This window comes from Halomonas sp. (genome assembly GCF_034520545.1).
Classification (GTDB): domain Bacteria; phylum Pseudomonadota; class Gammaproteobacteria; order Pseudomonadales; family Halomonadaceae; genus Halomonas.
This window is the reverse complement of record NZ_JAXHNN010000009.1, coordinates 502,833-524,878: the sequence shown is the minus strand read 5'-3', so window position 1 is coordinate 524,878 and position 22,046 is coordinate 502,833. Positions and strand designations below refer to the sequence as shown.

At 64.5% G+C, this 22,046-nt stretch carries 21 protein-coding genes and 1 tRNA gene; 15 read left to right on the top strand and 7 right to left on the bottom strand.

Annotation, left to right across the window (positions count from 1 at the left end; genetic code table 11):
- Positions 1–60 precede the first annotated feature (60 nt).
- Entirely contained in the window at positions 61–612 is a 552-nt protein-coding gene (locus U5L98_RS07495; protein ID WP_322557691.1) for a hypothetical protein, read from the top strand.
- A 33-nt stretch (positions 613–645) separates the two neighbouring features.
- On the opposite strand, the gene U5L98_RS07490 is transcribed toward U5L98_RS07495, so the two are convergent.
- Both U5L98_RS07490 and U5L98_RS07485 read right to left on the bottom strand, forming a co-directional pair.
- Complete coding sequence (locus U5L98_RS07490; RefSeq protein WP_322557690.1) at positions 646–1,632, bottom strand: serine/threonine protein kinase; 987 nt, start codon at positions 1,630–1,632, stop codon at positions 646–648.
- A 47-nt stretch (positions 1,633–1,679) separates the two neighbouring features.
- Positions 1,680–2,348, bottom strand: a complete 669-nt coding sequence (locus U5L98_RS07485; protein WP_322557689.1) for a ComF family protein — start codon at positions 2,346–2,348, stop codon at positions 1,680–1,682.
- Positions 2,349–2,466: 118 nt separating this feature from the next.
- Here U5L98_RS07485 and bioB point away from each other — a divergent pair, with 118 nt between their 5' ends.
- From bioB to bioA, 7 genes are all read left to right on the top strand, one after another.
- Complete coding sequence (bioB, locus tag U5L98_RS07480; RefSeq protein ID WP_322557688.1) at positions 2,467–3,636, top strand: biotin synthase BioB; 1,170 nt, start codon at positions 2,467–2,469, stop codon at positions 3,634–3,636.
- A gap of 6 nt (positions 3,637–3,642) precedes the next feature.
- Entirely contained in the window at positions 3,643–4,839 is a 1,197-nt protein-coding gene (gene bioF / locus U5L98_RS07475; RefSeq protein ID WP_322557687.1) for an 8-amino-7-oxononanoate synthase, read from the top strand.
- On the top strand, positions 4,836–5,549 hold the full coding sequence (locus tag U5L98_RS07470; RefSeq protein WP_322557686.1) for an alpha/beta fold hydrolase: 714 nt from the start codon (positions 4,836–4,838) through the stop codon (positions 5,547–5,549). Before bioF ends, U5L98_RS07470 begins: the two co-directional genes overlap by 4 nt.
- Positions 5,546–6,358 carry a malonyl-ACP O-methyltransferase BioC gene (gene bioC, locus U5L98_RS07465; RefSeq protein ID WP_322557685.1) on the top strand — a complete coding sequence of 271 codons (813 nt, stop codon included), beginning with the start codon at positions 5,546–5,548 and terminating at the stop codon, positions 6,356–6,358. Before U5L98_RS07470 ends, bioC begins: the two co-directional genes overlap by 4 nt.
- A gap of 1 nt (position 6,359) precedes the next feature.
- Positions 6,360–7,061: a dethiobiotin synthase gene (bioD, locus tag U5L98_RS07460; protein WP_322557684.1), complete on the top strand. Its 702-nt coding sequence runs from the start codon at positions 6,360–6,362 to the stop codon at positions 7,059–7,061.
- Positions 7,062–7,105: 44 nt separating this feature from the next.
- Positions 7,106–7,190 (top strand) — tRNA-Leu (locus U5L98_RS07455).
- 105 nt (positions 7,191–7,295) lie between these two features.
- Positions 7,296–8,576 carry an adenosylmethionine--8-amino-7-oxononanoate transaminase gene (gene bioA, locus U5L98_RS07450; protein WP_322557683.1) on the top strand — a complete coding sequence of 427 codons (1,281 nt, stop codon included), beginning with the start codon at positions 7,296–7,298 and terminating at the stop codon, positions 8,574–8,576.
- Positions 8,577–8,630: 54 nt separating this feature from the next.
- On the opposite strand, the gene U5L98_RS07445 is transcribed toward bioA, so the two are convergent.
- Positions 8,631–10,658: a CocE/NonD family hydrolase gene (locus U5L98_RS07445; protein WP_322557682.1), complete on the bottom strand. Its 2,028-nt coding sequence runs from the start codon at positions 10,656–10,658 to the stop codon at positions 8,631–8,633.
- 30 nt (positions 10,659–10,688) lie between these two features.
- Entirely contained in the window at positions 10,689–11,993 is a 1,305-nt protein-coding gene (locus U5L98_RS07440) for an ATP-grasp domain-containing protein (RefSeq protein WP_322557681.1), read from the bottom strand.
- A gap of 238 nt (positions 11,994–12,231) precedes the next feature.
- On the opposite strand from U5L98_RS07440, the gene U5L98_RS07435 reads away from it, so the two are divergent.
- From U5L98_RS07435 to U5L98_RS07415, 5 genes are all read left to right on the top strand, one after another.
- Positions 12,232–13,227, top strand: coding sequence for a hypothetical protein (locus U5L98_RS07435; protein WP_322557680.1), 996 nt, complete (start codon positions 12,232–12,234; stop codon positions 13,225–13,227).
- A gap of 16 nt (positions 13,228–13,243) precedes the next feature.
- Complete coding sequence (locus U5L98_RS07430) at positions 13,244–13,546, top strand: winged helix-turn-helix domain-containing protein (protein ID WP_322557679.1); 303 nt, start codon at positions 13,244–13,246, stop codon at positions 13,544–13,546.
- An 8-nt stretch (positions 13,547–13,554) separates the two neighbouring features.
- Positions 13,555–14,610, top strand: coding sequence for an alpha/beta hydrolase (locus U5L98_RS07425; RefSeq protein ID WP_322557678.1), 1,056 nt, complete (start codon positions 13,555–13,557; stop codon positions 14,608–14,610).
- A gap of 293 nt (positions 14,611–14,903) precedes the next feature.
- Complete coding sequence (locus tag U5L98_RS07420) at positions 14,904–16,892, top strand: hypothetical protein (protein ID WP_322557677.1); 1,989 nt, start codon at positions 14,904–14,906, stop codon at positions 16,890–16,892.
- A 146-nt stretch (positions 16,893–17,038) separates the two neighbouring features.
- Positions 17,039–18,286 carry a carboxylate--amine ligase gene (locus U5L98_RS07415; RefSeq protein ID WP_322557887.1) on the top strand — a complete coding sequence of 416 codons (1,248 nt, stop codon included), beginning with the start codon at positions 17,039–17,041 and terminating at the stop codon, positions 18,284–18,286.
- 120 nt (positions 18,287–18,406) lie between these two features.
- Here the strand turns inward: U5L98_RS07415 and U5L98_RS07410 are convergent, their stop codons facing one another.
- Positions 18,407–19,390 (bottom strand): MDR family oxidoreductase, encoded by a 984-nt coding sequence (locus U5L98_RS07410; RefSeq protein WP_322557676.1) that lies wholly within the window; start codon positions 19,388–19,390, stop codon positions 18,407–18,409.
- 239 nt (positions 19,391–19,629) lie between these two features.
- On the opposite strand from U5L98_RS07410, the gene U5L98_RS07405 reads away from it, so the two are divergent.
- A complete protein-coding gene (locus U5L98_RS07405) occupies positions 19,630–20,037 on the top strand; it encodes a hypothetical protein (protein ID WP_322557675.1) in 408 nt (135 codons plus the stop codon).
- 22 nt (positions 20,038–20,059) lie between these two features.
- Here the strand turns inward: U5L98_RS07405 and U5L98_RS07400 are convergent, their stop codons facing one another.
- Positions 20,060–20,425, bottom strand: a complete 366-nt coding sequence (locus U5L98_RS07400) for a hypothetical protein (protein WP_322557674.1) — start codon at positions 20,423–20,425, stop codon at positions 20,060–20,062.
- A 264-nt stretch (positions 20,426–20,689) separates the two neighbouring features.
- Between U5L98_RS07400 and U5L98_RS07395 the strand changes: the two genes are divergently transcribed.
- Positions 20,690–21,166: a nucleoside deaminase gene (locus tag U5L98_RS07395; protein WP_322557673.1), complete on the top strand. Its 477-nt coding sequence runs from the start codon at positions 20,690–20,692 to the stop codon at positions 21,164–21,166.
- A gap of 9 nt (positions 21,167–21,175) precedes the next feature.
- Here the strand turns inward: U5L98_RS07395 and U5L98_RS07390 are convergent, their stop codons facing one another.
- The gene (locus U5L98_RS07390) at positions 21,176–22,027 is read right to left on the bottom strand and encodes an HTH domain-containing protein (RefSeq protein ID WP_322557672.1); all 852 of its coding nucleotides are present in this window, start codon (positions 22,025–22,027) and stop codon (positions 21,176–21,178) included.
- Positions 22,028–22,046: the final 19 nt, after the last annotated feature.

Here is a 22,046-nt window from a genome sequence, read left to right as displayed (position 1 = left end):
ACCCTGTGATAGAGTAATAACTGTTTCATGCTGTGCCCAAGTCACCCTCGAGAGCCCGACATGATCAAGAACTATGCCTCTCTACTGATGGCCGCCGTTCTGGCAATGCCGACCCTGGCCATAAGCGATACCCTCGAACTGCCAACCGATGCCACCATCGACGTCCAGGTCATCGACGATGTGACACTATCCGCGCAGACACCGGAACACGACGATCTGTTGATCCATCCGGTGGCCGTTGGGAATGCCTCCCATACCCTGCCGGAATACTGTGTGCTGATCGGTGATGCCCGCATCGACGGTGAGCGCATCCGCCTGACCACCCAGTCGTTGACCTGCATCGAAACCGACGGCAGCGAGAGCGAGATCTACAGTGGCGAGATATCCGCTGCCGCCTACGACAGTGACGGCGACTTCGGTATAGCCGCCTGCCAGAACGGCATCTGCCGCCTGACCCCGGAGCAGACCTTTCAGCTGCGCCTGGCCAGCGAGCTTGTCATCGAGCAACAGGACAACCCTGCCGCCAGAATCAATGAGCAGCGCCGCCAGGCCGAGGGCGAAGGAGTCGCCAACCCGACTCCCGCGGATACACCGGACCCCGACGACGACTGAACGTCACCACCCGATCCAAGCCTTGGGCGCGTATCAGGCCAGCCAGCGTGGCTTGGCTTCCAATACCTGGCGCTGTTGTTCAAGCATGCGCAGGTGTCCGTCCCAGTAACCGGCATCGGCCAACCAGGGGAATGCCAGAGGAAAGGCGGGGTCCTCCCAGCGATCCACCAACCAGGCGCTATGGCGAAGCAAACGCAGGGTGCGTAGCGGCTCCACCAGCGTGAGCTCGCGACGATCGAAGTCGCGGTGCTGTTCATAACCCTCGGCCACCTCGGAGAGCTGCATCTGGCGCTCCCCTTCTTCCTGGGCGGTGAACAGCATCCACAGGTCCTGAATCGCCGGGGCCATCAGGCAATCATCGAAGTCGACCAGCGCAAATTGCTCGTCACGGCCGAGAATATTGCCGATATGGCAGTCGCCCTGCACGCGAATCGCCTGCTCCGCTGTCCAGGCATGGGTGGCCAACTGGCGATGCAGGGTCGCGGTGATGCGCTCGTAGGCCTGGCGCTGATGACGGTCCAGCCAGCGGCTCGCCAGAACCTTGTCACGCGCCTCGAGCACCATGCCATCCAGGTCCAGCGAACGACGATGTGCGAAGCGCCCTCTCTGGCCCACCGCATGCACCGCGCCAATCAACTCGCCCAGGGCGAACAGGTGAGCCGGATTCTCCAGCTCCGGCGCCTGCCCGGGCAGGTGGGGGAAGAGCGTGAAGCGAAAGCCCTCGGCCCGATGCAGGCTCTCACCCGCCTCGTCCCGCCAGGGGGCCGCCACGGCCACCTCGGCCGCGGCGAGCTCAGCCAGGAAATCATGCTCCTCACGGATCTGGCCGTCCGTCCAGCGCTCGGGGCGATAGAACTTCACCACCCACCGTCGGCGCTCTTCGTCGTGCACCAGAAAGACCCGGTTCTCGTAGCTGTTCAGCGTAAAGGGCTCACCGGGCAGCCAGAAGCCGAGCGACTCCACCGCCGCCACCACCCGGGCAGGTGAAAGCTGAGCGAAGGGATGTAGGGTGGTTTCCATGGGGGCTCCCGGTCATCGAGACCACCATGCTAACAGGGAAGCGCTTATCAGTGTCTGCCCGCCGGCGTACGAGCCACCGCCCAGGCCTGCACCTCCTCGGCGCCGGCCTGGCGGCAGGCCTTGGCCAGTGCATCCAGCGTCGCCCCGGTGGTCATGACATCATCCACCAGCACCACCCGCCGTGGCAGGCCTTCCGGAACGCGAAAGGCGCTGCGCAGGTTGCTGCGCCGCTCGCCACGGTCCAGACCCCGCTGGGTACGGGTGTCGCGAGTGCGTTGCGCCGATATCAGGGGGCAGCACAGCTGTCCTTTCAGGCGAACAGCCAGCCAGCGAGACTGATCGAAGCCCCGCTCACGGGCCCGCCGTGGATGTAGAGGTACCGGCACCAGCGCCTGGGGCCAGCGTCGATCTGCCGAAGACAGTCCCGCCATCAGCAATTCCAGTAACACCCGGCCGGCTCTCGGCGAAGCATCGAACTTGAAGCGCTGCACCAGGCCGGCCACCTCGGCATCATAGCGCAGCGGTACCCGGGCCCGCTCGAACCGAGGTGGACGGCGCAGGCAGTGACCACAACGACGCCCCGCCGCAGCGCCCGGCTGGGGTTCCGCGCAGACGGGGCAGGCCGGCAGGTTCCAGGGCAGTTCCGTGAAACAGGCCTCGCACCAGGGGTGATCACCCGACAAGGGAGCCAGGCAGAAAACGCAGCGACCGGGCAAGGCACGCCCCAGCCATCCGTCAACTTGTGATCTCAATACGGTTGACATGGCAACCGCAGGCTTTAGGCTATTCGTCAACCTTGATTTGAACGTTAAGTTGACCATAAGCGAGCCCATCATGCCCCCTGCGCCCCACGAATCCCACGCCGCTTCCTTGACCCTAGCCCCGCGAGGCAAGGTCCGCCACGACTGGACGGTCGAGGAGATCGAGGCGCTTTTCGCCCTGCCCTTCAATGAGCTGCTGTTTCACGCTCAGCAGGTCCACCGCGCCCACTTCGATCCCAACGCCGTGCAGGTCTCGACCCTGCTCTCGATCAAGACCGGCGCTTGCCCCGAGGACTGCAAGTACTGCCCCCAGTCGGGGCACTACAACACCGGCCTGGGCAAAGAGAAGCTGCTGGAGGTCGAAAAGGTAGTCGAGCAGGCCCGGGCCGCGCGCGAGGCCGGTGCCAGCCGCTTCTGCATGGGCGCGGCCTGGAAGAGCCCACGCGAGCGAGATCTCGACGTGGTGCTGGAGATGGTCCGGCAGGTCAAGGCGCTGGGGCTCGAGACCTGCATGACCCTGGGCATGGTCGACGGCAACCAGGCCGGCCGTTTGGCCGAGGCCGGGCTCGACTACTACAACCACAACCTGGACACTTCGCCCGAATACTACAGCGAGATCATCACCACCCGCACCTTCGCCGATCGCCTGGAAACGCTGGGCAACGTGCGTCAGGCCGGCATGAAGGTCTGCGCCGGGGGAATACTCGGCATGGGCGAGGCGCCGCGCGACCGCGCCGCCCTGCTCCAGCAGCTGGCGCGCCTCGAGCCGCAACCGGAGTCGGTGCCGATCAACATGCTGGTCAAGGTACCTGGCACACCGCTCGAGGACGTGGAGGACCTCGACCCCATCGAGTTCATCCGCGCCATCGCCGTGGCTCGCATCCTGATGCCGGAAAGCCACGTGCGCCTCTCCGCCGGTCGTGAGCAGATGGACGAATCCACTCAGGCGCTGGCCTTCCTGGCCGGAGCCAACTCGATCTTCTACGGTGACCAGCTGCTGACCACGGGCAATCCCCAGGTAGAACAGGACAAGGCGCTGTTCGCCAAGCTGGGGCTTCATCCGGAAGTTGTGGAAAAGAGCGCACGGCAACGCTGCGCCGACGATGCACGCCAGCAGGTCGACCTGGAAACCGCTCTTGAAGCCAGGGCGGCACGCCAGGCGGCGGCGGAGTTCGACAAGCGGGCCAGCGAACTCGGCTATGACGCGACCCAGGATGCCATCCTGGACGCCACCAGGGCCTGACCCGCCATGCAGGATGCCTGGAGCACATACCTCGCCGAGCGGGCCGCGATGCAGCGCCACAGTGGGCGCTGGCGCCATCGCAGCGCCCGTCGCATCGGCGACGGAATCCGCGATTTCGCCGGCAACGACTACCTAGGCCTGGCCAGGGACCCACGCCTGGCCGAGGCCCAGGCCGAGGGTGCCAGACGCTACGGCGCCGGTGCCCGAGCCTCTCACCTGGTCAGCGGCCACCTCGAGGTGCACGAAGCTCTGGAACAAAGCCTGGCCGCGCTCACCGGCCGACCGGCGTCCCTGCTCTTCTCCACCGGCTACATGGCCAACCTCGGCACCCTGCAGGCGCTCTGCGACGCCGACACCCGGGTGTTCCAGGACCGTCTGAACCACGCCTCGCTGATCGATGGCGCCAGGCTTGCCGGCGCCCGCTCACGGCGCTTCCACCACGGCGACCTCAGAGACCTCGAGCGGCTGCTGGCACGCGCGCCGGATGACGGGCGCCGGCTGGTGGTCAGCGACGGGGTATTCAGCATGGATGGCGATGTAGCGGATATCGAGGGGCTGGCCGCGACAAGCGCCCGCCACGGGGCCTGGTTGATGGTCGATGACGCCCACGGCCTGGGCGTGCTGGGTGAACAGGGCGACGGTCGCGTAGGCCGCGCCCACGGCATCGAGCGGGTCCCCGTGCTGGTCGGCACGCTCGGCAAGGCGCTGGGCTCAGCCGGTGCCTTCGTCGCAGGAAGCGAGACGCTCATCGAGCACCTGATCCAGTTCGCCCGTCCCTATGTGTATACCACCGCCCAGCCGCCGGGGGTGGCCGCGGCCACCCTGAAGGCCCTGGAACTGCTCAAGGCCGAACCCGAGCGTCGTGACCGCCTGCGCGCCCTGATCCGTTGCTTCCGTGGCGAGGCTACCACCCTGGGGCTGCCGCTGGCCGCCTCAAGCACCCCGATACAACCGCTGGTGCTGGGTAACAGCCCGCGAGTGATGGCCTGGGCCGCCTGGCTGGCCGAGCGTGGCCTGGCAGTCGGTGCGATTCGCGAACCCACGGTGCCCCCTGGCCAGGCACGCCTGCGCATCACCCTGAGTGCCGCCCACACTGATGCCGACCTCGACGCCCTGCTCGAGGCGCTGGCCGACTGCCAGGCCCGGGACGCTCTGACGGTTAGGGAGACGGATAAGGAGATGGGCAGAGAGGCCAGCCCATGACGACCCTGGTGTTGCTCTCTGGCTGGGGCTGCGATACCCGCCTCTGGCAGCCACTGGCCAGGCACTGGCCCGAAGGGCTTGCGGTCAACGCTTCGGACTGGCCCGGGTACGGGGTCCGCCCACCGCTGGAGGACCCCTGCAGCCTGGCCCAGCTGGCCAGCGCCATGGGCGACGATCTGACACCGGGCACCGTCTGGGTGGGCTGGTCCCTGGGCGGGCTACTCGCCGCCGCCCTGCTCGACCACCTGCCCGCTCCCCGAGCCCTGGTGCTGCTCGGCATGGGTGAGAGCTTCTGTCATGAAGAGGGCATCTCCACGGCAGAACTGGCCGCCTTCCGCCAGGCCTTCGCGCGTGCCCCTGACATGACCCATCGCCACTTCCTGCGCTGGCAACTGCGTGGCGAACCCGACCCGCGTGCGGCCCACCGGCAGCTGCGTGAGCTGCTCGTCGATAACGGCGGCGCCGATCGAAACACACTGGCCGCGGGGCTTGCCCAGCTCGCCGATCTCGATAACGCTGACCGCCTGAGCCGCTCGCCCTGCCAGGTATGTCGCGTCGCGGGGAAACAGGACCCGCTACTCTCGCCATCGCTGCGCGAAAGCGCCGACTATCGTCTGAACGAGGCCGGCCACTGCCCGATGCTCAGCCAGCCAGCCAGGCTGGCCGCCTGCCTCGCCGGCATCGCCAGCGCCGTGGAGCCCGCACCATGACCACCTTGTCGTTCGCCACTCCCGACTCCCGAAGCACGACCCGGAGAGATGACTGGCAGGCCCGTGTTGCCCGCGCCTTCTCCCGCGCCGCCCCGAGATATACCGAGCGCGCCGTTGCCCAGCGGATCATGGCCGAGCCGCTGCTGTCCCGCCTTCCCGAGCGTGCCGAGCGAGTGCTGGATCTGGGCTGCGGGCCAGGCGAGATGGCCGCGCACCTGGCCGATCGCTTCGGTAGCGGCTGCACGGTCATCGGCCTGGACCTTGCCCCGGGCATGCTCGAGGTAGCCCGCCGCACACACGGCAACGCGGCTAACTGGCTGTGCGGCGATGCCGCCGCCCTGCCGCTGGAAGACGTCAGCCAGGACCTGGTGATCTCCAACCTGGCGATTCAGTGGTGCCCGGACCTCGACGCCGTGATGGCCGAGCTTCGCCGCGTCTTGCGCCCGGGCGGCCGAGCGCTGGTCAATACTCTGGGGCCCGGCACCCTGGCCGAGGTCGGCCAAGCCTGGTCGCGCCCCGGCCAACCTGACGGCCTGCTGAGCTTCCGCGACGCCACCCGCCACTGGCAAGCGGCTCTGGCGGCGGGCTTTCATCGCCTCGACTGCCGAGAGCAGACCGCGCGCTTCCACTACCCCGACCTCACCGCGGTGATGGCCTCCATCAAGGGCGTCGGCGCCCAGACCGCAAGGCCCGGAGGCAAACTCACCCGCGCCGACCTGGCCCGGGCGGCGCAGCGTTACGAGGCCCTGCGCGAGCCGGAGGGCCTGCCCGTGACCTATCGCCTGCTGACCCTGGAGCTGCACGCCTGAGATGAGCGCCTTTTTTGTCACCGGTACCGACACCGATGCCGGCAAGACCCTGGTCACCAGCGGCCTGCTGGCCCTGGCGCGCCGACGAGGGCTGACCACCCTGGGCCTCAAGCCCGTGGCCTCCGGCTGTGAGCCGACCCCCGAGGGCCTGCGCAATGCCGATGCGCTGGCCCTGCAGGCCCAGTGCCATCCCACAGCGGACTACGACACGATCAATCCCTTCGCCTTCGTTCCGGCCATCGCCCCGCACCTGGCCGCCCGCCAGGCCGGTATGACGCTGACCCTCGACGACCTGGTCGAACGGACTCGGTCCCTGCTCGAGCGAGGGCGCAACCTGACCCTGGTCGAGAGCGCTGGCGGCTGGCGAGTGCCCCTGAACGAGTCCGAAGACCTCTCGGCCCTGGCCATCAGGCTCGGACTGCCGGTGATCCTGGTGGTGGGCCTGCGTCTGGGTTGCATCAGCCACGCCCGACTCACCGCCGAGGCGATACGGGCAGACGGCCTGACCCTGGCCGGTTGGGCCGGTAGCCTGGTAGACCCTGTATTCGCCAGTGACGACGCCCTTTACCGCGACAACCTGGCCACCCTCGAGGCCAAGCTGCCCACGCCCTGTCTGGGCATTATCCCGCGGCTGGGAACCTGTGAGGCGCGCACCATGGCCGAATACGCGGCCGATCATCTGGAGCTGCCCGATGGCGATTGACTTGCGCGGGGGCGTCCGTAGAATATGCTCGCCTGCCTACCCGTGCGGATGTGGTGGAATTGGTAGACACGCCAGGTTTAGGTCCTGGTGCCTTCGGGCTTGGGAGTTCGAGTCTCCCCATCCGCACCATCATCTCTGCCCTTTCTCGACGCGCTCCCGTCCGTCATCTTTCCGAGATGCGCGGCAACTTCGCGTGCCTGTCATGCCGCTTCCATGCTGCAACGGAGCCCTCTGATGCCCTACTCCCCCTCCCCTGTCTGGCACCCCTATGCCCACCTCAAGACCCAGCGCCCGGCCCCCAAGGTGATCGGCGGCGAGGGTCCGACCTTCACCCTGGAGGGCGGCGAGACGCTGCTCGACGCCACCTGCTCCTGGTGGTGCATGATCCATGGCTACCGGCATCCTCGCCTCGTCCAGGCCATACAGCAGCAGGCGGACGAGCTTTGCCACGTGATGCTCGGCGGACTCACCCACGAACCCGCCGACCGCCTGGCCAGGGAACTGGTGCGCATCACACCCGAGGGGCTCAACCACGTCTTCTACTCCGACAGCGGCTCGGTGGGCATGGAGGTCGCCATGAAGATGGCCGTGCAATACCACCATCTGCACGGCAAACCGGGCAAGCACCGCCTGCTCTCACTGATGAAGGCCTACCACGGCGACACCGCCGGTTGCATGGCGGTATGCGACCCCGAGGAGGGCATGCACTCGCTGTTCGCCGGCTACCTGCCCCGACACCACTTCGCCCCGGCCCCCACCGCACCCTTCACTGCCACGCCGGCCGAGGTCGAGCACGATCTCACCGCCCTGCGCGGGGTGCTGGAGCACCACCATCACGAGATCGCGGCGCTGCTGATGGAGCCACTGCTGCAGGCGGCTGGCGGACTCAACATGACCTCGCCGCACTACCTCAAGGGCGCCCGTGAACTCTGCGAGGAGTTCGGCGTGCTGCTGGTGTTCGACGAGGTGGCCACCGGCTTCGGCCGCACGGGAACGATGTTCGCCGCCGACCTTGCCGGGGTCACACCGGACATCATGGTGCTCTCCAAGGGACTCACCGGGGGCTATCTGGGCCATGCGGCGACCCTTGCCACGGATCGGGTGCATGACGCCTTCATCGGCGATAGCGAGATGCACGCCTTCATGCATGGCCCCACCTTCATGGGCAACCCGCTGGCCTGCCGCGTGGCGCTGGAGAGCCTCGCCATCTTCGAGGAAGAGGATTACCTGGGCAAGATCGCCGGGCTGAACCGGGTGCTGCGCGAGACGCTGCTTGAAGACGCCGAGCTGGCAGCGCACCCGGCGGTGGCCGACGTGCGAGTGTTGGGCGCCACCGCGGTGATCGAGGCCCACGAAACAGCGGACCTCGCCGGCATAGGCGACTGGGCTCGCGACCAGGGCGTCTGGCTTCGCCCCATCGGCCGCTGGCTCTACACCATGCCGGCTTATGTCACCGAGGAGACCGATATGCGACGCATCACCGACGTCATGAAGGGCTGGTTCCTGGCAAGGTGACTACCCCGCTCCTTTGGGCGAGGCACCTCGAATCCGGGCCGCTCTCGCTGACGGCTATACCAGCTTGCGCTTGATGGTGGCGTTCCAGCAGCGACAGAAGACCCGGTGATTTCCCTCGTAGGCATCCAGGGTGGCGTGAACCAGGAACTCCTCGGCATTCGAACTCAATACCGTTCGAGTCACGGTGCTGACGTTCCAGTCGCCTCGCGTCAGGGATCGCTCCCAGAGCGTTTCCCCCTCGATGGATTCGAAGTCGTCGTCACGCGAGCGATAGGTCTCCACTGCCCGGCTCCCCACTTCGAGATCGCTGTCTTCCAGGCGATGGATGCCATTGTCATTGACCACTTCCAGGACCGAGGCATCGGCAGCGAGATCGCGGTGCACGTACCAGTTGTGATGGCCCGTCTGAAGCTGTGTCGCGGGAATGCTCGGTGCGGCTTCCGGCTCATCGAAAGGCCTCACCCGCGCGTCCTCCTCGCGCGGTGCGCGAATCGGCAGCCGCAGGGCACTGCCTTGCGGATGGATGGTCAAGCGCACGTGCTCGGGGGGTGGCCAGGCCAGGGGCCAGTAGGAAGTGGAGAGGGAAAGACGCAACCGATGCCCCTTCGGGAAGAGTTGGGCCACGTCGTTCATCTTCACCCTGACCCGGTAGCGGCGGCCGGGCTCCAGAGGCAACGGCGCCTCATGACTCTCGCGATGGGTCAGGTTGAGCAGGCCATAGGTAACGCGGGTGGCCTTATCATCGGGCGCCACGTCGGAAAGGCGGACCGCCACCATCGCCACGGGCCGATCGGAAACGACCTCCAGATCGAGCTCCGGGGCGCCCATGAGGGCGACATCCTCGTCGAGCCGAGGAGATTCGTAGACCAGGGCACCGCCATCTTCCTCCCGCTGATCATGGGCCAGGTCGGGCCCCGCAGCGTAGGAGCACCACTTGCCGGCAAAGAGGCCACAGGTCAGGGGCGACTGGATGCTCTGCGTCTCCTCGTCATCGGCACAGCGCTCGGCGTCCAGCATAAGTCGACCGGGAGCCAGCGGCAGGCGCCAATGGTGAATGTTGGGCGAGGGCCAGGAGGGTTCGGTCACCCAGCGCCCTGGGCGATGGGTGTAACTGGTGGTGGGGGGAATGCTGTCCTGTAACCAAACACGGATGGCGGGGTCCTCTTCCACCCCCGTCTGCTCTCCCTTCAACCAGCGACCCCAGAAGCGCAGGCACTCCTGCAGGAAACCGATGGCCGGTCCCGGCTCGCCCAGGTGGGGATACTTGTGGCTCCAGGGACCGATCAAGCCCTTGCACTGTTCGGGGAGCTCGGCCACCAGGCGCTTGACCGCATTCGAGTAGCCGTCCGCCCAACCGCTGGCGGCGAGTATCGGCACCTCTACCCGCGAGAAGTCCTCGCAGATGGAGCCGTGCTGCCAATAGGAGTCTCGATGGGGATGCTCGAGCCAGGTCTTCAGCCACAGGCCACTTCCTTCGAGCCGCTGGAGCCACATCTCGCGCCAGCGATCCCCGACTATCGATGGGTCCGGTGGCAGCGAATTATAGGCGAACATGGTCGAGGCCCAGGAGAGGTTGTCGCCCAGAAGGCAACCGCCCATGTAATGCACATCGTCCGCATAACGGTCGTCGGTGGAACAGACGCTGACCACGGCCTTGAGCTGTGGCGGGCGCCGCGCTGCCAGCTGAAGCCCGTTGAAGCCACCCCAGGAAATGCCGATCATGCCGACATTGCCGTCCGACCAGGGCTGGTCGGCAATCCAGCGCAGGATCTCCTCGCCATCGAGAAGCTCCTGTTCTAGGTATTCGTCGGTGAGCACGCCACCGGAGTCCCCGCTGCCGCGAATGTCCACCCGCAGCGAGGCGTAGCCATGCCCGGCAAAGTAATGGTGGTGCATGGCATCACGCCGCGCGGAGCCGTCGCGTAGGCGGTAGGGAATATATTCAAGGATAGCCGGCACCGGGGCCTTTTCGGCGCCTTCCGGCAACCAGAGGCGGGCACACAGCTCGATACCGTCGTCCATGGGAATCCAGACGGGATCCCGGCACTCGACCGCGTTGGGAAAGTCGGTCACCTCGCGCATGACACATGCCTCCTTGGGTACAGCAATAACTCAGCGAGAGTCCTGCGATGAAAGGGGATCGATCTCGAAGGGCAGCATCCGTCGGCACTCCTCGATCTGCTCGGACAGCGCCTCGCGTGTCTCGGCCCCGGTAAATAGCACGCCTAGCTCGAAGGAGAAGGAGTCCTGATGCTGAAGGTCCGACAGGCGCATACCCTCTTGCACGTTGAGATGCACCAGCGTGCCCGGAAACCTCTCCTCGACCTTGCGGATCTCCTCCTTGGAGGGCACACGGCGCACCCAGCCATCCTCGAAGACGCGCAGCATCTGCTTGGCAGCGATGGCGTAGTCGCCTTCGCGGTGCGGCATGCGAGGCGGGATGCCCAGGGCGGTATCCACCATCACCTGCATGTGCGGCGCCCCGTCAACCAGCTGGAATATCGCCGCATGGGAGCGCGAGATCCGGGCATTGATCTCGAGCAGCCAGATACGATCGCTCTCCTCGTCCAGGAAATACTCGATGTTGAACGGTCCATCGTCGTAGCCAATCCGGGTAAGGAAACGGCGGGCAATCGACACTAGCTGCTCTTTTACCTCGTCGGGTAGCGAAGAGGGATACTCATAACGCAGCAGCACGGAGGAATGGGTGTCATCCCGCAGGCTGTCGATGATCCCTACCTTGTGGACCTCGCCGTTCTGGACGTACCCCTCAAGGGTACATTGGCGACCGGCGGAGATGATCTCCTCGGCAATGCAGTGATGCCCGGTAACTGCGGCCACCTCCTCGGGGAGCTCGGCCAGCGCCATGACCTCATCGAAGGGCCGGCCGAAACGTCCGATTCCTTCACGGATAACCGGTAGCACTTCGCGCAGCTGATCGGCACTCTCGACAAGAAAACCGAGATGCGAGGAGTGGGCCTTTATCGGCTTGATCCAGAATGGGTAGTTGATCTCTATGGAATCGACGGCCTGGTCATCGAAGGGGTCAATGGCCTGAAAGGCCGGCACGCACTCCGGGACGGCTCGCGCCTGCTCAAGACGGCTCCAGTACTTGTGTTCACACTTTAGAAAGGCTTCCAGTGACGGGCCGGGCAGGCCCCTTTCCCGACGAAGGACAGGGAGTAGCCCGCTGGTGGGAAAATCCCAGTAACCGACGATGGCATCCACCGAGCCGGGGAAGCGCTCGAGCTGTGCCAGGGCGGTCGCGGTGAGGCGAGCAAATGGGTACTCATCGGCATGCACGACCTCGTCAAACGACAGCAGCTCGTGGAAGGCATAGTCCTCGACATGGCGCAGATGCGGTAGCATCTGCTCGCTCAGCGCGTCGTGACCGATGATAAAGACATTCCAGCTCATATAGGTTCTCCCGACGAGGCTACCTCGACAGCGTACAGACGAGCCAGCATATCAAATGAAACTTTCTCACTTCCTCCAGAATGGCAGCTATCTGGCGACCTGCATTGATATCGATCAACGTGGCCCTGCCGAATGCACCTAGCGGGATGTCCATACAAGAATGGCGCATGACGATGGTGTGAAGGATAGCAAAGCCGGTAGACTTCCCCGAAAGAAGGCGAGGGTGAGGGAGACGGATATGAAGGGATTGCGGCTACTGGTAGCCATTTCGCTGGTCACCCTCGGTCTCGCAGTCCATGCCGACACCCCGGACATCGACGAGGACAGTGACCTGCCGGAATGGGCCGAGGAACGGATCGGGCCCTTCCATACCGGCCTTTCACGCTGGGTGGAGAGTACCTCCCGCCGCATCGACGGCTTTTTCGGTACCACCGATGCGCTGTCCGTGGACACCGATTCCTATCTCCGCCTCAGCCAGGAATGGGACTGGCGCGAAGGCAGGCCGTTCGATCATGATCTGAGCGCTCGTTTCCGCCTCGACCTGCCCACCACCGAGGAGCGCCTGCGACTGATCATCGAAAGCGAGCCCGACGAGACCCGCGGCACCCTGTCAGAACGGGAGTCGGCGCTCACCGATGACGGTGCCAGCAGCTTCAGCGACCTGCTGGTGGGCTTGAGCAGGCTCGGTGACAAGGACAAGAGCCGTCACTGGAACACCCAGGTGGGAGCCGGTATCAAGTTGCGCCTGCCGCCGGAACCTTACGCACGTGTAACCAGTCAGCGGCTCTGGACCCTGGAGGACGGCCCCTGGCAGCTGCACAGCGACAATCGTTTTTCCTGGTTCAATGGAGACGGCTACTCGGCGCGTACCCGCTGGGATCTGGGCCGGCCCGTGGACGAGAAACGTCACCTGCGCTTTCTCACCAACGTGCAGTGGCGCGAGACGGAGGATACCCTGGAGTTCAGCCAAGCCGCCGAACTCAACCAGCGCATCAACAACCGCAGTGTACTGCGCTACTCTGCCGTGGTGCTCGGTGAAAGCCTCTCCCACACCACCATCGAGGACAGCTATTTACAGCTGCGTTTCCGCCGCGATATCCACAAGGGGTTCACCTTTCTGGACGTCGCCCCCTCGCTACACTTTCCCCGGGACGCCGACCGCGACCCCCGCTGGGGACTGACCCTGCGCCTGGAGATGTATTTCCGCCGCCATATCGACCGCGTCAGCCTGTAGCCCAAGGATCTCTAGCATGTCCCTGAGCAAGACTCGCACCAGCTTCTACCGCCGCCTCTATGTGGCCCACCTGGTGGCCACCGGTACCGCCAGCGTACCGGCGATCACCGTGGCCACCGGCATGCCCCGGCGCACCGCCCAGGATACCCTCGGAGCGCTGGGCGAGCTGGACATCCTCTGCGAGTTCGAGCATATGGCCGGCGAGCGTCACAACATCGGCACCTACGTGATCCGGGACTGGGGACCGATCGACCCGGCGTGGGTGGCGGCGCACGCCGAGCGGCTGCGAGACACCCTGGGCTATCCGCCTCGGCCATGAGAAGCGCGGTGAAGGCCTGGTTCGGAGGGGAAGCACCCATCGCCCGGCGGTTTGCCATGGGGCTGGCACCGCTGAGCGTGCTGCTCCTGCTGGCCGGCTGCGGCGAAGGGGCCGTTCGCCAGACGCCACGGCCCGGCCTCGAAGAGGCCCGGTTGGCAGAGAACCAGGTGATTACCGAGGACGGCTACCGGCTGCCACTTCGGTACTGGCCAAGCGATGGCGAGCCGCAGGCCATCGTGCTGGGGATCCACGGTTTCAACGAGTACGGCGGCACCTTTCAGGTTCTCGCCGAGGCCTTGTCACCCGGTGGCATCGCCCTCTATGCCCACGACCAGCGCGGCTTCGGCAGCACCGCCAGTCGAGGCATCTGGCCCGGTCACGCGCGACTGGCCGACGACGTCACCCTGCTTGCTGAGTTGCTGAGCGAGCGCCATCCTGAGACTCCGCTCTATCTGGCGGGCCACAGCATGGGCGGTGCCGTGGCGATTCTCGCCCTGAGCGGCGACAAGCCGCCACCCGTAGATGGCAGCGTGCTGATCTCGCCCGCGGTGTGGGGCTTCGAGGCCATGCCATGGTACCAGCGTCTGGGCCTGTGGCTCGGCGTGCGCCTCTTCCCGGCGCTGCGCTTCTCCTCTAACACGGTTCAGAACCTCGGCATCGAGCCTACCGATGACCCCGAGATCAAGCGCAGGCTGGCCGAGGATCCGCTGATCCTGCATGATGCGCGAGTCGACACCTTGCACGGAGTGAGCCTTGCCATGGACGCCAGCCTGGAAGCCGCCCGTCGCTTGCCCACCCCGGCGCTGATCCTCTATGGCACGGAGGACCACATCATTCCGTCGGAGGCGATCTGCGCCCTCCTCGAGCGCCTGCCCGAAGAGGAGGCCATCCGCCTGGTGATCTACCCGCAGGGCTACCATATGCTCACCCGCTACACCCAGCGCGAACGCACCGAAGCCGACATCGCAGCCTGGCTGAGTGACCCCACCGCTCCCCTGCCCTCCGGCCACGAACGAAACCGCCGGGAGGCACGCCAGGCCCTCTGCGATGATGTCTCCGGATGATGCCCAAGGCATGCATTTCTGCATGGTCTCGATCCTTCAGCGCAGCCTCCCCGAGTTTCAGGGACACCATTACCCGGCAGTGGTACATGGAACCGCGCATCGTCCGGGACTGGCAGACCATCGCCGACTTCACAGCCCAGAGCAAGCGGCTTTTTTCTCATAAAATCATAGGGTAACCAGGAACTCACAGCGGAATTCGCCGTTGCCACGGCCGCTGGAGCAGCCATATAGCCTGCGCCTGGCCTATCCAAATGTGATTGACATGTCGCGAGCTAAGACGGAATGTAGTGCCAATGAACGATAACATTGATGACTCCTCCCGCCATGGCGATGGCACTTCTGTCGAACTGGTGAAACAGCTCGACGGTGCAATCGAACGTTTGTCCGCCGCTAATGCCATTGCTGAAGTCTCTCCCGTATTCGAGGTCATCGATGCGGCCCGCCCCCTGATGTTCGATGCCAAGGGGCTAGAAGTCCTATATACGCGAGTGCCGGCGATAGAGGCCGCCGGTTTCTTCGGTGGCAGCGACTGGGATTATCCGCAGACACTGGTGCCCTCGCTCGCCGTTCGCACCGTACGTCATGGCGATCCGATCGCCACCCTGGTCGAAAGTCTCAGCCAGATTCGTCTACTGGCTGTCGCCAAGGGAGACTATTCGCACCCTTCCATCTCGGCTGAGCATGCTAATCACTTTCTTGCTCAGGTGATGGCAATGAACCTCGATATCGTGGTCAGCGACCTGCAAGAAAGCGACCGGCTGCGGCCTGACCGGCTCGGTTACGCGGTACAGAACCTTTACCACTACCTGCTTCAGCACCTGGGATACCAGAACCTTCTGGGTCATCTGGTGGCCGAAGTCTGGCGAATCCTGGCGCAGCGTCCGGTCCAGGTCGACGGCGTCAAGCAGATGGTGACCCAGATTGCCACCTGTCTGCATAACCCGGACGCGGTAACCGGCGAGGCCGGAGACGACGCCATGCAGCTGATCGATGCGGTATTCAGCCCCACCCAGGGCTGCCGCGAAGATCCCGGCTTTGACGTCTATGGCGAGCGTCTGGAGAACATGGACGAGGCAGTCCTGCTGCAGGAGGCCATTGCCTTTGCCCAGGCCATGCACAGCACCGGCCTGGTCTCGCCCTACATGCCGATTTTCATACGTTACCTGCGCAACCGATGGAACGAGCTGATCCCCACGGCACTCGGCCTGAGCTACACGGGGGCGGACGCCTTTCATTGTTACCCGGCGTTGATCAACAAGCTGATCGACGAAGCCCTGTTTGCCGAAACCAGCCAGGCCGCCTATGGTCTCGCCATGATGCTCGAGCGCGGCATTCTGTACTCGCCGCCCGTGGCCCCGTCGCTGTGGCGACAGCTGAGGCTATCGGTGTGCGACGCCGCGGCACAGAAGATTGCCGAAGTCTTTGGAACTCGTCGCTCGCCAGAGTGCTTTCTGCTCGCCGACGTTCTCAATGTGCTCGGCCGCCCGCTAGGCGTGGGTCAGGGTAATTATCCTACCTGCCAGTCGACGCGCGCTTTGTCCATGTGGGCCTTCAATACGCCGGCCGACCTGCTGAGGATCGTCGCCTGGGCGGCGCGCGACGACGAGATCGTGATGCGCTTCGAAGGCAACAACATTTCCTCCCGCGAACTCGGTGCAGGCCTGGCAGCCGAGCCCCCCGTGGATGTTGACGCCGTCTCACTGCTCACCGTGCCCCACCTCGATCGCATCTACTTCGAGATGGGTCGCCGCAGTGTCGGGCGTGGAGAGGACCCGCACAAGTGGGTCAACCCCGAGTTCCATGGCGACTATGTCGGTCATGGGTTCCGCATCGCAGTCGATGTTTTTACCGGCGGGCTGAAGGACTTCGAAGGGTTTATCCGTGACTTCTATGCGGCGTACCACCCCTTCTACAATGGCAACATCCCGGTGATCAATCCGCAGCCAGCGGGTATTGCCGTGACCGATAGCGCCACGCGCTTCCTCGGCTGGCACGCCATCACGATTCAACGCCTTGCCCTCGACCCAAGCAAGGTCATGCGCGTGTATTTCTTCAACCCCAACAACGACAGCGGGCAAGACTGGGGACAGGGGATCGTCACCTCGACCCAAGGTAATGGCGAACTCTACGGAGAGGCCTCGCTACCGGTTGCTCAGTTCGCATCACGACTCTACGTCTTTCATTACGACCCGCTCGAAAAAAGCGAGCCGACCCTTATTCCAACCGATGAAGTAGATCGGGCCATGCGTCTGGCCCAGGATAGCTGGGCATCGGGGCGATAGCCCCTGGATACCCGGCATTATAAGCTCGAAAAGACCGCTAATAATCGAGCGTCAATTTCCTGCTAAACGCAGAAGGAGTGCACTGTATGTCATCAGTACCAGAAACCCCCATCCCCGAGCACATTTCGAGCTGGACCGATCCGACCATGGATTCGGTTCGCGGAACCGAAACGCCCAAGGATCCCAAAAAGGGCTACATTGCGCTGCTGGGCTGGAGCGTCAACGCCATCAAGGCGGCTCAGAAATTCGACCGCCGCTACGTGGTGGTAGCGCCCGAGTGGGCCGCCGACTTCTGCGAAGCCAACAAGATTCCGTTCATTCCCTGGGACTTCATTCGCCTGAATGATCGATCGCTGGAGATTGCGGAACGGCTCAAGGAGGAAGGCGTTGATGTGGCCATCCCGCTGTTCGAGGAAACCGTCGAATGGTCAGGCGCGATCAACTCCGTCCTCATGGACAACCCGCGCATGTACGGACAGTCCATCCTGTTCCGCGACAAGGCACTGATGAAGCGCCGCGCCCAGCTTGGCGGCATTCGCGTGGGGATCTTCGAGGAGGCCCACGAGAAGGAGGACGTCGTTCGTTTCATGAAGCGCGTCAATCAGACGCTGCTCAAGCTCGATGGCGACCCCGATGACCCGATTCACGTCAAGGCCTTCGACAAGGCCGGTTGTCTCGGCCATCGCATGATTCGTACGATGGAAGAGATCGAGCATATTCCGGATGAAGAGTATCCGCTGTTGATGGAGAGCCACCTGGACGGCTGGGAATTTGCCGTGGAGGCCTGGATCCATGACGGCAAGATCAAGTTCCTCAACATCTCGGAATACGTAACCCTGGGCTATTCAGTGTTCGTTCCCGCCACGAAGGAGCTCGAGAGCTGGCGCAACGCGATCACCAAGCAGATCGAATTGCTGATCAAGACCTTCGACATCAAGTTCGGCTTGATCCATCCCGAGTACTTTGTCACGGCAGACGGCGAGATGTACTTTGGTGAAGTCGCCTATCGTCCGCCCGGTTTCAAGGCCTTCGAGCTCATCGAGCGCGCCTACGGCTTCAGTGCCTATCAGGCATCGATGCTGGTCTTCGATCCCAAGAGCACCAAGGCAGAGGTCGATGCCTTCTTCCCCAAGGAAGTGGAAGGAGCGCAAGGCTATGCGGGCTGCTTCGGTGTTTATCCGCGCCGTCGTGTGGTCAGCAAGCTGGAGATGCCCAAGGCAACCATCGAGCATCCCTACTTCGAATCCCACGAGCTGGTGGCACCGGCCGAAGAGACGGTCCCGGACCGCTCAGCGTTCGGCACTCACTGGGGCCTGGTGTTCTTCTTCGGGGACGACCCGATCACCATGCGGGACTTGCTCAAGGCGCAAGAGGATGTGGATTTCTACGTCTAGTGACGCCTTGACGGCCGTCTCGCGTTGAGACGGTATCTGATCGGAGGCAGGGCTTAGGCCCTGCCCTTTTTTATGCAAGCTGATTCATCAGCCCCTGGACGCGTCAGTCGCTGATCGACCCTACCCCGCCATGTCGACCACGACGCGTCCGCGGACCTTACCCGCCAGCAGGTCATCGGCCTTGTCAATGGCTTCGTTCAGGGCAATCGTGTCGGTGATGGCCTCCAGATGTTCGGGAGTCAACAGCTCACCTAGCCGCCGCCAGGCCTCGATGCGATCCTCGTAAGGCCGCATCACGCTCTCGATCCCCACCAGCGTCACTCCCCTCAGGATGAAGGGTGCGACGCTGCCTGGCAGATCCATTCCCTGCGCCAGCCCGCAGGCCGCGACGGCACCGTCGTAGCGGGTCCCGGCCAGAACATTGGCCAGGGTATGGCTGCCCACCGAATCGATAGCCGCTGCCCAGCGCTCCTTGCCCAGAGGCCGCCCCGGCTCGGAGAGCGTCTTGCGCTCGATCACCTCCTGGGCCCCCAGGCTTTCGAGATATGCCGTTTCCTCCAGGCGTCCGGTGGAGGCCACGACCCGGTAGCCCAACCGTGTCAGAAGCACGATGGCGTAGCTGCCGACGCCGCCATTGGCGCCGGTGACCAGCACATCGCCCCGCTCCGGCGTGATGCCCTGGCGCTCCAGTGCCATCACCGACAGCATGGCAGTGTAACCGGCCGTACCGATGGCCATGGATTGCCGAGCGTTGAAGGCGGTTGGATGAGGGATCAGCCAGCGACTGTCCAGCCGAGCCTTCTCGGCCAGGCCGCCCCAGTGGGTTTCTCCGACACCCCAGCCATTGAGCAGCACCCTGTCGCCGACCTGGTAGGCATCGGCCGTCGAGCTCTCGACAGTGCCCGCCAGGTCGATCCCCGGCACCATGGGAAACGAGCGCACCACCGGTCCCTTACCGGTGATGGCCAGGGCATCCTTGTAGTTGAGTGTGCTGCATTCGACCCGCACCGTGACATCTCCCTCGGGGAGTCGCGACTCCTCTAGCGATTCCAGTGCCACGTGCTGGCCATCGTCTTGCTTGTCGATCAGGATTGCCTTGAACATCTCGAACCTCCTTGATGAGCCGATTGATAGACCGAACATCGAGTTCACCGGCCTCCTGGCCCTTACACAGGCCCTCTTCCGATCACGGTCCGGTCGCATACATAGCGAAAGTCTGGACGGAAGCGACGGGCTCCGCCACTCTCACATGCCTGTCCCCTTGCCCACATTGACAGCCATGGCCCGCCAAGCCTATTATCGATAATTATTCTCATCAAAAGAGTGTTGCCGGGACGGCCAACATGAACTCCAAACACTCCAGGACGTACTATACCGTCGTCTTCCTGCAGGTCTCCTTCCAGGCCATCAAGCACTCAATGGCCGGCAAGGCGAGCGACGAGCTACCCTGCTGGCTGGACGGCAGGATGTTGAAGATGCTCTGTCGCGACCTGAATACATGCCGCGACCAGGCCGTCGCGCAAGAGGAGGCCCATCGAGGGCTGGAAGCCGCCAGTGCCGAGTGTGATGCGTTGCTGGCCCACTGCCCGGGGGGATTGAACAGCACCCTCTGCCACCGTCACCTGGATGCCATCCTCGTCGGCTTGCAGCGCGCCCTTCTCTCCCTAGACGCCCCACCGACCGCCGAGAACCCCAGTCTCTGGCACAACGCCGCCCGCCACCTGCGCCAGGGCTGGCGTCGCCTCTCGTGAAAGGGCCTGCAAAAGGGCCAGCTCAGTCTCCGGGGCCTGATTCGACCCGGTAGCCCAGTTCCTCGAGACAGCGTTGCCGCGATGACATCATTGCCGGCGCATGATCGCGCACATCTCCCTCTTGACCCGCCAGCACCGCTACGCCGGCTTCCTCGTGGGCGAACAGCAAGCGCTCACAGCATCGCCGGCAGCCCCAGGAATTACCGCCCCGGCCATACGGCGAGACATCGAGTTCGTCGGCACCCTGGCCAATCTGGATGGCATCCAGCGGCCAGAAGGTAACGGGATCGTCACCGGCATCCAGGCCGCGGCCAAGGGGTGCACCGCATACCAGCAGCGATACCGCGCCACAGTCACACGCGATTTGCCCGTAGGGTCCGTTGCTCATGAAGCGCTCCATGTCGAAAGAGGGTCGATCTCAGTGTGGCATCCCGAGCGCATCTCGGTCGCCGCCTGGCTGGCGAGGATATGCCGGAGGAACGAGAGACCAGCCAAGCCGTCAGGTCCGGCGTGCGCCACTGGCAAGGTCTCAGCCTCGTCAGAGAGACGTCAGCCTCAGGGTTCCCACGGCAGGCGCCATCTGCCTGCGCGGTGAAATTTTCCAGCCGCGCCCCTATGCTGGAGGCTATGTGAAACTCATGGAGCTAGGACGATGATCACCGCAACAGACAGACAATACCTTGAACGCTGCGTGGAGCTGGCCGAAGAGGCCCTGGAGGCCGGCGACGAGCCGTTCGGCTCGGTGCTGGTGAGTAGCGATGGTGAGGTGCTGGTGGAAGACCACAACCATGTGGCTGGCGGGGATGCCACCCAGCATCCGGAGCTCTTCCTGGCGCGCTGGGCGGCGGAGAACCTGCCCCCCGAGGAGCGCGCACAGGCGACCGTATACACCTCCGGGGAGCACTGCCCCATGTGCGCGGCGGCTCATGGCTGGGTGGGCCTTGGACGGATCGTCTATGCCAGCTCGTCGGAACAGCTCATCGGCTGGCTACAGGAAATCGGCGCCAGCCCGGCGCCGGTGGCGCCGCTGCCGATTCAGCAGGTGGTGCCCGGCGCGAAAGTCGAGGGGCCGGTGCCGGAATTCACCGAACGCATGCGCGGCCTGCATCGTCGGCTCCATGGCGCCTGAACCCGCGAATCAGACTCCCGCCAGCACCTGCTCGACATAGGCCTCACAGCGCTGGTGGGCCGGCCGCATCCGCAGCCCTTCCCAGTAGGCCTCGAATTCGGGCCGACGAGGTATGGTGCCGAAGTGCATGCCCCAGCCGAGGTGCGAGCCAACGTAGACGTCTGCGGCACTGAACGCATTGCCGGCAATGTAGCGACGACCATTGACGGCAGACGCCAAAGTGTCGATCAGAACCCAGTAGTCACCGCAGCCAAGCTGGCTCTGCTGCTCGACCGTGGGCTGCACGCCAAGGTTGTTGAGCGAGATGGCGGTCTCGAGTGGGCCCGCGGCAAAGAACAGCCAGCGGTAATAGTCGCCCCGAACCGCAGGCGGCGGCGCAAGGCCGGCCTCAGGGAAGGCGTCGGCGAGATAAGCGCAGATGGCAGGCGCCTCGGTGACCACCGTGTCTCCATGGCAAATGGCCGGTACCTTGCCCATGGGATTGAGGGCCAGGTAATCCGGCGACTTCATGCTAGCGCCATACTCGAGAATCACCGTGCGATAGGGCACGCCGAGTTCCTCGAGCATCCAGTGGATGATCCCGCCCCGGGAGAGCGGGTGGGTATAGAAGGTGATCTCGGCCGGCTCCCGCTCAGCGGGCTCGGCCAATGCCACGGGAGGCAGCATGACGTCGGAGGGCAACACATAGCCTTGGCCGGGCGTGTTGACCACCTCGATTCCCACCGCCCGCAGCGCAGCGATGTCCTGGTAGAGAGCCCGCAGGCCGATCCCCAGCCTCTCGGCGAGTTCGGGCCCGCCTATAGGGCCGGTGTGGTGACGCAACACCCTGATCAGGTCTTGCAGGCGGGTCGTTCGGGACATGTGAGCGGTTCCTCGGGCG